Annotated in this window: 9 protein-coding genes; 1 reads left to right on the top strand and 8 read right to left on the bottom strand. The window is 72.9% G+C overall.

Annotated elements, in window-relative coordinates:
- Nucleotides 1-14: 14 nt before the first annotated feature.
- The 8 genes from FHS34_RS07625 to xylB all read right to left on the bottom strand — a co-directional run bounded on the left by FHS34_RS07625 (nucleotide 15) and on the right by xylB (nucleotide 10,628).
- Nucleotides 15-653, bottom strand: a complete 639-nt coding sequence (locus FHS34_RS07625; protein WP_184962441.1) for a DedA family protein — start codon at nucleotides 651-653, stop codon at nucleotides 15-17.
- Between the two features lie 357 nt (nucleotides 654-1,010).
- A complete protein-coding gene (gene exaC / locus FHS34_RS07620; RefSeq protein ID WP_184962439.1) occupies nucleotides 1,011-2,534 on the bottom strand; it encodes an acetaldehyde dehydrogenase ExaC in 1,524 nt (507 codons plus the stop codon).
- Nucleotides 2,535-2,590: 56 nt separating this feature from the next.
- Complete coding sequence (locus tag FHS34_RS07615) at nucleotides 2,591-3,916, bottom strand: GAF domain-containing protein (protein WP_184962437.1); 1,326 nt, start codon at nucleotides 3,914-3,916, stop codon at nucleotides 2,591-2,593.
- Between the two features lie 335 nt (nucleotides 3,917-4,251).
- Complete coding sequence (locus tag FHS34_RS07610; protein ID WP_184962938.1) at nucleotides 4,252-4,854, bottom strand: N-acetylmuramoyl-L-alanine amidase; 603 nt, start codon at nucleotides 4,852-4,854, stop codon at nucleotides 4,252-4,254.
- Between the two features lie 79 nt (nucleotides 4,855-4,933).
- Nucleotides 4,934-5,947 (bottom strand): acetamidase/formamidase family protein, encoded by a 1,014-nt coding sequence (locus FHS34_RS07605; protein ID WP_184962435.1) that lies wholly within the window; start codon nucleotides 5,945-5,947, stop codon nucleotides 4,934-4,936.
- A gap of 87 nt (nucleotides 5,948-6,034) precedes the next feature.
- The gene (locus FHS34_RS07600) at nucleotides 6,035-7,519 is read right to left on the bottom strand and encodes an APC family permease (RefSeq protein WP_184962433.1); all 1,485 of its coding nucleotides are present in this window, start codon (nucleotides 7,517-7,519) and stop codon (nucleotides 6,035-6,037) included.
- Between the two features lie 403 nt (nucleotides 7,520-7,922).
- The gene (locus tag FHS34_RS07595; protein WP_184962431.1) at nucleotides 7,923-9,131 is read right to left on the bottom strand and encodes an ROK family transcriptional regulator; all 1,209 of its coding nucleotides are present in this window, start codon (nucleotides 9,129-9,131) and stop codon (nucleotides 7,923-7,925) included.
- Between the two features lie 51 nt (nucleotides 9,132-9,182).
- Nucleotides 9,183-10,628 carry a xylulokinase gene (gene xylB / locus FHS34_RS07590; protein ID WP_184962429.1) on the bottom strand — a complete coding sequence of 482 codons (1,446 nt, stop codon included), beginning with the start codon at nucleotides 10,626-10,628 and terminating at the stop codon, nucleotides 9,183-9,185.
- A 168-nt stretch (nucleotides 10,629-10,796) separates the two neighbouring features.
- Between xylB and xylA the strand changes: the two genes are divergently transcribed.
- Nucleotides 10,797-11,963, top strand: coding sequence for a xylose isomerase (gene xylA, locus FHS34_RS07585; RefSeq protein ID WP_184962427.1), 1,167 nt, complete (start codon nucleotides 10,797-10,799; stop codon nucleotides 11,961-11,963).
- Nucleotides 11,964-12,101 lie beyond the last annotated feature (138 nt).

Raw genomic sequence — 12,101 nt, 5'->3', positions numbered from 1 at the left:
CGCCGCCGGGCCGGTCAGTCGGAGGAGTTCCGCCGCTCCCGGCGGGCGCGGCGGAGCTCCGGCAGCAACGGCAGCAGCGACAGCACGACGACCACGGCCACCAGCGGCAGCAGATAGTCGTCGATGTGCGGGACGGAGGCGCCGAGGGTGTATCCGGCGAGGACCAGCGTCTGCGACCACAGCACACCGCCGACGGTCTGCCAGAGCGTGAAGCGGCGTACCGGCACGCCCAGGGCCCCCGCCACGGGGTGCAGGACCGTCCGCAGCAGCGGCACGAACCGGCCGATCACCAGTGCCTTGCCGTATCCGTAGCGGGCCAGCAGCCGCTCCGCCCGCGCCGTCGCATGCTTCACCCGGCCGCCGGAGGAGCGCGCCAGCAGTGCCCGCCCGCCGTGCTGCCCGATCAGATACCCCACCTGCCCGCCCGCGACCGCCCCGACGGCGCCGCACAGCAGCACCTGCCACAGGGCCAGGCGGGGCGGCTGCTGGGCACTGCCCGCGCACAGCACCCCGGCCGGGAACAGCAGCGTGTCACCGGGCAGGAAGAATCCGACGACCAGCAGGCCCGACTCGGCGAAGATCACCACGAGGACGCCCAGCGCGCCGAAGGCGGCCAGCACCGAGGCGCTGTCCATCGGGTTGACGGCTATCACCGGCCGAGCCTCCTGGCCTCCTCGCAGACCTGTCCGCTCCCCAGCATCGCCCGCCCGCCGCACCCGTGCGCGCCGGTCGGTGTTCGTGCGCGGCCGGTGGCGGTGCGTGCGCGCCGGGTCGTGGTGCGTGGCGTGCCGTGGGGGCGTGACGGTGCCGGTGTGGGTGCTGGTGCTGGTCCCGGTGGTGGTGTGGGTGCGGGTGCCGGTGTGGATGCCGGCCGGGGGCCGCGACCGGCATGGCGGCGACGCCTCGTGGAAGGCGCTTCGGGCGCCGGCCGGGTGTGCTCCCCGGCCGGGCGCCCTCCGCACGTGCCCACCTGACCGCACGTGGCCCCTTGACCGAACGTGACTACGTGGCTAGAAGAAGCCCAGCTTCTTCGGCGAGTAGGACACCAGCAGGTTCTTCGTCTGCTGGTAGTGCTCCAGCATCATCTTGTGCGTCTCACGGCCGATTCCGGACTGCTTGTAGCCGCCGAACGCCGCGTGCGCGGGGTAGGCGTGGTAGCAGTTGGTCCACACCCGGCCCGCCTGGATCGCGCGGCCCGCGCGGTACGCGGTGTTGATGTCCCGGGTCCATACGCCCGCACCCAGGCCGTACAGCGTGTCGTTGGCGATCTTGATCGCGTCGTCGAAGTCGTCGAAGGACGCCACCGAGACGACCGGGCCGAAGATCTCCTCCTGGAAGATCCGCATGCGGTTGTCGCCCTCGAAGATGGTCGGCTGGACGTAGTACCCGCCTTTCAGCTCCCCTTCGTGCTCGATGCGTTCACCGCCCGTGAGGATCTTCGCGCCCTCCTGGCGGCCGATGTCCAGGTAGGAGAGGATCTTCTCCAGCTGGTCGTTGGAGGCCTGCGCGCCGATCATGGTGTCGGTGTCCAGCGGGTGGCCCGGCTTGATGAGCCGGGTGCGTTCGACGGCCGCCTCCAGGAACTCCGCGTAGTGGCCGCGCTGGATCAGCGCCCGGGACGGGCACGTGCACACCTCGCCCTGGTTCAGCGCGAACATCGTGAAGCCTTCGAGCGCCTTGTCACGGAAGTCGTCGTCGTGCGCCCACACGTCGTCGAAGAAGATGTTCGGCGACTTCCCGCCGAGTTCCAGCGTGACCGGCTTGATGTTCTCCGACGCGTACTGCATGATCAGCCGCCCGGTCGTGGTCTCCCCGGTGAACGCGACCTTCGCCACCCGCGGGCTCGACGCCAGCGGCTTGCCCGCCTCCACACCGAAGCCGTTGACGATGTTCAGCACGCCCGGCGGCAGCAGGTCCGCGATCAGGCTCAGCCAGTAGTGGATGGAGGCCGGGGTCTGCTCGGCCGGCTTGAGCACGACCGCGTTCCCCGCCGCCAGTGCCGGCGCGAGCTTCCAGACCGCCATCAGGATCGGGAAGTTCCACGGGATGATCTGCGCGACGACCCCGAGGGGCTCGTGGAAGTGGTACGCCACCGTGTCGTCGTCGATCTCGCCCAGCGAACCCTCCTGCGCCCGGATCGCTCCCGCGAAGTAGCGGAAGTGGTCGATCGCGAGCGGGATGTCGGCCGCCAGCGTCTCCCGGACCGGCTTGCCGTTCTCCCAGCTCTCGGCCACCGCCAGCCGCTCCAGGTTCGCCTCCATGCGTTCGGCGATCTTCAGCAGGATGTCGGAGCGCTCCGCCACCGGCGTACGGCCCCACCCGGGCGCCGCCTCGTGCGCCGCGTCCAGCGCCCGCTCGACGTCCTCCGCGGTACCGCGCGCGATCTCGGTGAACGGCTGCCCGTTGACCGGCGACGGGTTCTCGAAGTACTGCCCGCGCGCCGGCGGTGCATAGGTGCCGCCGATGAAGTGGTCGTAGCGCGGCTGGTAGGAGACGATCGCGCCCTCGGTGCCCGGCGCCGCGTAACGAGTCATCCTGGTCTGCCTCCCGGTGCAGCGCTGCCCGCCGTTGGGCAGCTCTCGGCGCGAGGCTAGACAGGCGGACGTTGCAAGTACGTTGCGCAGGGCGACGGCCCGGGTCTCCCGCGGGTCCGCGCCGGTGCCCGGCCGGCCGGCGCCGCCAGCTCGGCCTCCAGCGCGGCGAGCCGTGCGCGGACCGGGGCCGTGGGGTGCACGGCGGCGAGCGCCCGCCACACCTCCACGTCGTCCTCGCCCCACGGCGCGTGTGCCCAGTCCGCCAGCAGGTCCGGGTCGCCGTGCGCGACCAGTGCCGCGCGCAGTCCGCCGGAGAGCCGCTCCCGCAGCCGGACGATGGCCGGGGCCTGCGAACCGGGCAGCAGCGGCCCGGTGTACGCCTCGGCCGCCGCCGTGAGCGCACCCGTCTCGAGCCGCCGCTCGACCACGGTCGCGTCCGACTCGACCACGGCCGTCAGCCGGTACGGCCGTGAGGCGAGCAACCCCGGACCCATCAGCCTGCGCAGCCGCGCCAGTTCGGCCCGCAGCGTCACCGGTGTCACCGACTCGTCCGCGTACAGCGAGCACAGCAGTTCGTCCCCGCTCAGACCCTCGGGATGCCGCGACAGCAGCACGAGGATCTCGCTGTGCCTGCGGCTGAGTCTGATGCGCCGGCCGTCCAGGGCGAGTTCCGCCTCGTCCCGCCCGAGCGCGCTCAGCAGCGGGGCCTCCTCGGCACGGGGCGGGGTGAACAGGGCGAGCTGGGTCTCCGCGGCACGCGCCACGGCCTGCACGAAGCCGAGGCTGTGCGGATGGGCGAGCCCGTCCCCGCCGGTGATGTCCACGGCCCCCAGGACCCGTCCGGTGCGTGGATCGTGCACGGGCGCGGCGGCGCACGTCCAGGGCTGCACCCGCCGTATGAAGTGCTCCGCCGCGAACACCTGCACCGGCCGGTCCACGGCGACGGCGGTGCCCGGCGCGTTGGTGCCGACCGCGTTCTCCGACCAGCGGGCCCCGGGCACGAAGTTCATGCGGTCCGCGAGGCGCCGGGTCGCCGTGTGCCCCTCCACCCACAGCAGCCTGCCGTGCGCGTCGCAGACCGCCAGCAGATGCTCGCCGTCGGCCGCGAACGTGCCCATCAGCTCCCGGAACAAGGGCATCACCCGGGCCAGCGGATGCTCCGCGCGGTAGGCGCCGAGGTCGCCGTCGGTCAGTTCCACGCTGGCGGTGCCGTCGGGCCCGACACCGGCCCGCGCGCTGCGCCGCCACGACTCCGCCACCACCGACCGCACCGGGCGCGGCACCGTTCCCACCGCGGTGAACGTCTCGTGCGCCCGGCGCAGCGCCCGGACACGCTCGGCGGGATCGGCCCCCGGTTCCAGGGCCACCCACGGATCGGTCAACTCGGCCTCCCCGGACGGTGAAACGACGGTGAATGCGGTGCGGTGCGCCGAGCCGGGCTCGGTGTGGTGCGCGGACCTGGAGCGGCGCGGTGCGGTGCGGTGCGCCGAGGTGGATGCGGTGCGGGGTGCGGTGCGCCGAGGTGCATGCGGTGCAGGGTGCGGAGGCGGACTCGGTGCGGTGTACGGAGGCGGACTCCGTGCGGTGTGCAGGTGGTGATGTCGGGTGCGGCGGACCGGGCGGTGGCGCGGCCGGCTCGGTGGCGCCGGGGCGGCCGGGACCATCGTCACCCCGGTGCCCCGCCCGGACAACCGCTCGGCCGGCCGCTCCGCCCCGGCTAGGAGAAGTTGACCAATCTGATGTAGCGCACCCAGTCCCAGCCCGGCCCCGGATCGGTGTGGTCGGAACCGGGCACCTGGTAGTGGCCGATGATGTGTTCTCTGTCCCGGGGGATGCCGTACTTGGTACAGATCGCCGCCGTGAGTCTCGCCGACTGCTCGTACAGGGCGTTGGTGAAATACCCCGGCTGATCCACCCAGCCCTCGTGCTCGATGCCGATGCTGCGGGTGTTGTAGTTCCAGTTGCCCGCGTGCCAGGCGATGGCGGCCTCGTGCACGCACTGGGCGATGTGCCCGTCCGCGGAGCGGACCAGGTAGTGCGCGGAGACCTTCTTCGACGGATTGCTGAAGATCGACAGCGTGTCGGTGTACGTCTCCTGCGTGACGTGGATGATCACACGGTCGACGGAGTAGTCACCGGGCCGGTCGGCCACCGTGTAGTTGGAGCTGCTCGCCGGCTGCCACTCCGCGGGCGGGTAGTCCACGGTCCCGCTCTGTGCTTCGGCGCGCGGGTCGGGAAGCAGCGTGTAGGGGAGGGCGGCGAGTGCCGCGCCCTTCAGCAGCAGTCGCCGTCGGCTGAGCCGCGGCTCGGCTCGGTGCATGTCCATGGCGGGATGCCTTTCGGGATGCCTTGGGGAAGCCGTTCGGAAGTCGTCGGAAGTCAGGGGTACGGCGGAGACGTCAGCCGCGCAGGGACCGCGCGCTCTCCCGCAGTCGTGCGTGCACGCCGCGGTACGTCTCCCGCGCGGGCAACCACTCCTTGCGGAGCTTGGCCACGCACGTGTAGTTCGTGTCGCACACGTTGGCCAACGGTGATTCGACGGCCTGGGTCGCGAACTGGTACGCGTCCAGCTCGCTGAACCCGTAGTCGCGCACCAGCCACCGCACCAGGTCGAGCTGGGATATCCGGAACGCGTCCTCCAGCGGCCTGGCCGAGCCGGTCGAGACGATGTGCGTGTCCGACTCCAGCCGGGCCCAGGGTGTGGTGACCCCCTTGAGGAGGTCCACGACCACCACCGTGTTCATCGCGCACTCCACGGCCACACCGCAGGTCTCGCCCTCGCCCTGCCGGGCATGCCCGTCGCCCAGGCTGAGCAGGGCGCCCTCGACATTGACGCCCAGATAGCAGGTGACGCCGGCGCGCATCTCGGGCGTGTCCAGGTTTCCGCCGTGGGCATCGGGAACCAGGGCCGAGCGGACCTCCAGGCCGGCGGGGGCGACGCCCACCGTGCCGTGCATCGGGTCCAGGGGCAGCTCCACCCGTATGTCACTGTCCTGGGCCTGGAACAGGGCGGTCCCGCGGGCCCGGTCCAGCTGCCAGATCCAGACCCGCTCCGGCAGTGGCGGCTGCAGGGTGGCCGTGGTGTGCGTGGAGGTCAGCGCGCCGAAGAGGGGCACCGTCGTGGACGCCGCCCAGTCACGGGCCGGTTCGATCGACACGAAGTGGACGGCCACGGTGTCGCCGGGTTCGGCGCCCTCGATGTGGAAGGGGCCGGTCTGGGGATTGAGGTACGGGAACTGGCACACCTCGGAGACGAGGTCCTTCTCGGAGCGGACCCGGCCGGCGAAGCAGTCCTCCGTGTACAGATCGAGAACCGTACCGGGGGCGATCCGGGCCAGGGGTGCCGCTCCGCCGAACGTCCAGGCGTACTGGTCCGGTTCCGGGCGTACGGTGAGGATCCGGGGCTCGGTCATCGTCGCATGGCTCCCTTCTGGAGATCGGTCGTCGATGTCGGGGGACCGGTCCGGCGGGCCTGCGCCGTCGGCCGGTATGACGGGTGGTCAGCGGACCACGGTCCCGTCCTCGCGGTCTGCGCCGGGGTCGTACGTGTCGAGGTGCACGCGGGCGGTCTCGGCTATTCGTTCGGGGTGCTGTCGTGTCAGCACGAGCAGAACCGCCACGCCCACCGCGAGCCACACGCCGACGACCGGACCCGCGTAGGACACCGGAGCCGTCAGCTCCGTCACGAAGTCGAACACCGGGAGTCCGGCGGCCGTCAGCAGGGCCGGGATGAACGCCGCGCTGCCCAGTACCGGGAACAGCAGATGCCGTACCGGCTTCAGGAGGGCCCGGCCGGACCGCAGGAAGTAGCCGGCGCAGGACACGTTCACGACGATGTAGACACCGACGACGACCGTGACGATCACCGTGGCGAGCAGCACGTACGCGGTGACCGGGTCGTAGCCGAAGCCGAGGCCCAGCACGGCCCCGACCGCCACGACGGTCTGCACGGCGATGCCCGCCACGGGGGAGCGGTGCCGCGGATGGAGCGTGGCGAGCAGGCCGGGCAGGACGCGGATGCGGGCCAGGGCGAAGGCCGTGCGGGTCGAGACGTTCGCGCAGGCGTTGGCGTTCGCGATCGTGGAGTTGACCACCGAGAGGAACACCAGCACCCAGAAGAGACCGAACGACGCCCGGGCGACACCCTCCCAGGACGCCTCGCCCGAGGCGCCGAACCCTGAGAAACGGTCAGGGCCGAAATAGACGGTCATCGCGTACGTCGTGAGGACGTAGAACAGACCGATGCCCAGGGCCGCTCCGAGCACCGCCCGGTGCATCGTCCGCCGTGGATCGCGCGTCTCCTCGGCCAGCGGCGCGGCCGCCTCGAACCCGGCGAACGCCAGCACCGTGTACACGGACCCGGCGAACACCCCGGCGGCGCCCCCGTACCCGTCGGCGGTGTGGGACGTACCGAACACCGACAAGGTGTTGGCGCTGCCGGCCCTGCCGATGAGCAGGACCGCGAACACCAGGAGGACGAGGATCTCGAAGACGCCGAGGACGGTGCCGAAGCGGGACGAGGCGCGGACGCCGAGAAAGCCGGCGACGGCGATCACCCCGGCTCCCGCCAGCGCCCAGGGCCACCACAGGTCCGCCGGGTACGCGGACCACTCGGCGTGCAGTGTGCCCGCCACCGTGAAGCCCAATTGCAGAAGCAGCAGCGGTGGCACCAGCATCTCGACGAAGACGTAGGCCCAGCCGACGAGGAAGCCGGCGGCCGGGTGCACGCCCCGCGCCGCGTAGGTGGCCACCGAACCCGCAGCGGGCAGCTCCCGGGCCAGCTCGGCGACGCAGGAGGCCGTGAACAGGCAGGCCACCAGGGCGATCAGGACCGCCAGCGGCAGGCTGCCGCCCGCGAAGGCTGCGCCGGACGGAATGGACGCGGCCACCGCGGCGGCCGGGGCCATCGCCGTGACGCTCTGGAACAGGACCTCGCGCAATCCGATGGCATCGCGCCGCAGTGCCCCGCTCGGCCCTCCATGCATGTGCCCCCCCCGATACGTGTCGGTCCGTCGTCACCAGCCGCGTGCGCGTTTCCTCATCTCGTCAGCCGACGGCCGCACATGACGGGCCGTCGGTCGGTGCTCACGTGAATCACGGTACGGCGCGGTCCCGTTGGTCAGAAGGGCATGCAACGGTTCCGTGGACAAGTCGCGGCTTGTGGACAACTCGCTCACCCGATCGGGGGAGGACCGGGCGACGGGCGGAGGGTGGGCCGGCGACCCGCACGGCAGGGCCGCGGCCGGTGCAGGGCGCGGTCGCCCGATCGCGCCGCACGGCACCGTCGTGGCCGAGGAGGGCAGACAGAGCTTCGGTCGCCGGCTCATGCCGCCGCGTACAACGCGTTCCGTCACCCGTCCTGGAGAGCCGCGGTCCGGCCGCGGCGTCTCAGGAACGTTCCGCCACCACCGCGGGATCGTCCAGGACCGCGCGGACGACCGAGTGCGCGGCGCCCAGGAGCGGGCCCTGCGGACCCAGCCGGGACACCGTCACCGGGCACGCCTGGCCCGCCGTACGGCCCGCCAGCTCGCCCGCCAGCGCGGGCAGCAGCCACGGCGAGAGGCCGGCCAGGGCCCCGCCCAGGACCACCGTCTCGGGATCGAGCAGGTTCACCGCTCCGGTCAGGGCGATGCCCAGGGCCGTACCGGCGTCCCGCAGAGCCGCCCGTACCGCCGGATCGCCCGCTCCGGCGCGCTCCCCGAGCAGGCCGACCAGATCCTCCCGCGGCTCCAGCCCGGCCGCGCGCAGCACCGCCTCCTCACCCGCGTACTGCTCCAGGCACCCACGGCCGCCGCACGGGCAGGGCGGACCGTCCGGCCGTACGGGCACATGGCCCAGCTCGCCGGCGAATCCCCGGGTCCCGCGCAGCAGCCGGCCGCCCACGACGACCGCGGCGCCGATGCCGATCTCGGCCGACACGTGCAAGAAGTCGCCGGGGGTGCCGGCGCCGAGCCACAGCTCGGCCAGAGCGCCGAAGTTGGCCTCGTTGTCCACGGTCAGCGGCCAGTCCCCGGGCAGCAGGGCGCCGAGGTCGGTGTCGTGCCAGTCGAGATTCGGCGCCCGTACGACGGTCCGGCCGTCCCGGGCCACCAGGCCGGGCACGGCGACCGCGAGCCCGGCGGGCCAGAGTCCCGCCTGCTCCGCCTCCTCGACGACCCCGCGGATCAGCGCCGTCAGGTTCTCGATGACGGGTTCGGCCGCCCGGCCCCGGTGGGCGCCGTGCCGTACGGCCCGGGCACGGACCTCGCCGCGCAGATCGACCGCGCACACCGCGAGGTGGTCGACGCCTACCTCCGCCCCGATCCCGGCCGGGCCCCGCCCGCTCACCGCGAGCGCCGACCCCGGCCGCCCCACCCGGCCGGGCCGCTCGGGGCCCAGTTCCTCCAGCAGCCCCCAGCGGATCAGCTCGTCCACCAGCGTCGACACGGCCGCCCTGGTCAGACCGATCCGTGAGGCGACCGCCGCCCGGGACAGCGAACCCTCCGCGCTGACGGCGTGCATCACCCGGGCGAGGTTGCGCCGGCGCATGCCCTGCTGGGTGTCCGGCAGGGAGCGCCCGGTGCCCGGTGGGCGCGCCTCGTGCAGCGGTTCGGTCATGCCTCCGTCAATCCTCGGTGTCTGCCGCCCGGTCTCGCGCGGGCGTCCGGGTCACTGGGTTCCGGTCTCCCGCTCCAGCAGCGGGGCCGCGTCGGAGAGTACCCCGGTGATCCGGTCCAGCGTCGCCGCGTCCCGCTCCACGGCCTCCAGCACCGGGCCCGCGGCCGTGTTCCAGCGACGGGCCACCGCCGCGGGGTCCTCGCCGGTGAGCAGTCCGGCCGCCTGCGCCGCCGCGCCCAGAGCGACCAGTTCATCGGCCTCCGGGACCTGGACGGGGCGTCCGGAGAGCCGGCGCACGGTCTGCTGCCAGGCCTTCCCCCGGGAGCCGCCGCCGATCAGGAGCAGCGGGGTACCGCGGTCCGCGTCCTCGTCCAGGACCAGGTCGAGCGCCCCCAGCAGCGCGTGTACCGCGCCGTCGTAGGCGGCTTGCAGCAGCTGGCCCGCGGTCGTGTCGTGGCGCAGCCCGTGCAGTACTCCGGAGGCGTGCGGCAGATTCGGGGTGCGCTCGCCGTCCAGGTAGGGCAGCAGGGTCACGGAGCCGCCGGGCTCCACCGCCTCGCGGTCCAGGCCGAGCAGGGCCGCCACGCGGTCCACCGCGAGGGTGCAGTTCAGCGTGCAGGCCAGCGGCAGCCAGTCCCCGCGCGCGTCGGCGAAGCCCGCCACCGTGCCGGTCGGGTCCGTGGGGCGGCGCTCGGACACGGCGTAGACCGTGCCGGACGTGCCGAGGCTCAGCACCGGGGTGCCGGGCCGCAGACCGAGGCCCAGTGCCGCCGCCGCGTTGTCGCCGGTGCCGGGCGCCACCAGCGTGCCCTTGGAGAAGGGGACCTCATGGCCGTCGCGCACGGTGCCGACCACCTCGCCGGGCCGGGCCACCCGGGGCAGCAGCGCCGGGTCGAGACCGATGTGCGCGAGGGTCTCCTCGTCGTACGCCTCCGCGCCGGACGCCCACCATCCGGTGCCGGAGGCGTCGCTCCGGTCGGTGGTGCCCTGCCCGGTGAGGCGCTCGGTGAGGTAGTCGTGGGGGAGCCGCACCGCCCTGGTCGCGCGGACCGCCTCCGGTTCGTGCTCGGCGAGCCACGCCCACTTGGCGGCCGTGAAGGACGCACCGGGCACGCTGCCGGCGCGCTCCGCCCATGCCTTCGGTCCGCCCAGCTCCTCGACGAGACGGCGGGCCTGCGGTGCGGAGCGGACGTCGTTCCACAGCAGCGCCGGACGCACCGGCTCGCCGCGCCCGTCCAGGGTGACCAGGCCGTGCTGCTGACCGCCGACCGAGACGGCCGCCGCCTCGTGCGCCGCTTCACCGCACTGGCGCAGCGCGGCGCACAGCGCGTCCCACCACTGGCGCGGATCACTCTCCCGGCCCATCCCGGTGGTCACGGTGTGCGGCGCCTGGCCACGGGCCACGACCTGCCCGGTCGCCGCGTCGACGACCAGCGCCTTCGTGGACTGGGTGGACGTGTCCACCCCGACGACGAGCGGACCCTCGGCTGCTGACATCGGGCTCTCCCTCTTCCGCGGCTCCGCGGGATGTGCGGTGGGCTGTCGAAGACACCCCTGCGAAGACACCTGTCCGTCGAAGACATCTTGTCTCTTCCCAGGGGTGCGTCCGCATACTAATTTGTAAACCGCCATGACGAAATAGTCCTACCAGCAAGGAGCCGCGGCATGAGCTACCGACCCACCCCCGAGGACAGGTTCACCTTCGGTCTGTGGACCGTCGGCTGGCAGGGAAGGGACCCGTTCGGCGACGCCACCCGCCGCGCCCTCGACCCGGTCGAGACGGTGCGGCGCCTGGCCGAGCTCGGCGCCTACGGAGTGACCTTCCACGACGACGATCTGATCCCCTTCGGCTCCTCGGACACCGAGCGCGAGTCGCACATCAAGCGCTTCCGCCAGGCCCTCGACGCCACCGGCATGACCGTCCCGATGGCCACCACGAACCTCTTCACGCACCCCGTCTTCAAGGACGGCGCGTTCACCGCCAACGACCGCGACGTGCGCCGTTACGCCCTGCGCAAGACGATCCGCAACATCGACCTCGCCGTCGAGCTCGGCGCGAAGACGTACGTCGCCTGGGGTGGCCGTGAGGGCGCCGAGTCCGGGGCCGCCAAGGACGTGCGCGTCGCCCTGGACCGCATGAAGGAGGCCTTCGACCTCCTCGGCGAGTACGTCACCACCCAGGGCTACGACCTGCGCTTCGCCATCGAGCCCAAGCCGAACGAGCCGCGCGGCGACATCCTGCTGCCCACCGTCGGCCACGCGCTGGCCTTCATCGAGCGGCTGGAGCGGCCCGAGCTGTACGGAGTCAACCCGGAGGTCGGCCACGAGCAGATGGCCGGCCTGAACTTCCCGCACGGCATCGCGCAGGCCCTGTGGGCGGGCAAGCTCTTCCACATCGACCTGAACGGCCAGTCCGGCATCAAGTACGACCAGGACCTGCGGTTCGGCGCCGGTGACCTGCGGGCCGCCTTCTGGCTCGTCGACCTCCTGGAGAGCGCCGGTTACGAAGGCCCCCGCCACTTCGACTTCAAGCCGCCGCGGACCGAGGATCTCGACGGCGTGTGGGCGTCGGCGGCCGGCTGCATGCGCAACTACCTCATCCTGAAGGAGCGTGCCGCCGCCTTCCGCGCCGACCCGGAGGTACGGGAGGCGCTCGTGGCGTCGCGCCTGGACCAGCTGGCCCAGCCGACCGCGGCCGACGGTCTGCGGGCCCTGCTCGCCGACCGCACGGCCTTCGAGGACTTCGACGCGGAGGCGGCCGCCGCGCGTGGCATGGCCTTCGAACGGCTCGACCAGCTGGCGATGGACCACCTGCTGGGAGCGCGGGGCTGACCTCCACGCGCGCGTGGCGTGACGGTCCCCCCGCAGGAGGACGTCACGTCACAGGCCGACCGCGCCTTCGCGGCCGGCCCGTGGAACGCGGCGGCCGGGCAGCGCACCTCGTGCCGCCCGGCCCGGCTGATCCCGGCG

Origin of the sequence: Streptomyces echinatus (assembly GCF_014203595.1) — a bacterium.
GTDB lineage: Bacteria > Actinomycetota > Actinomycetes > Streptomycetales > Streptomycetaceae > Streptomyces > Streptomyces echinatus.
The sequence above is the reverse complement of the archived record's forward strand: the minus strand, read 5'-3'. Positions and strand labels throughout refer to the sequence as shown.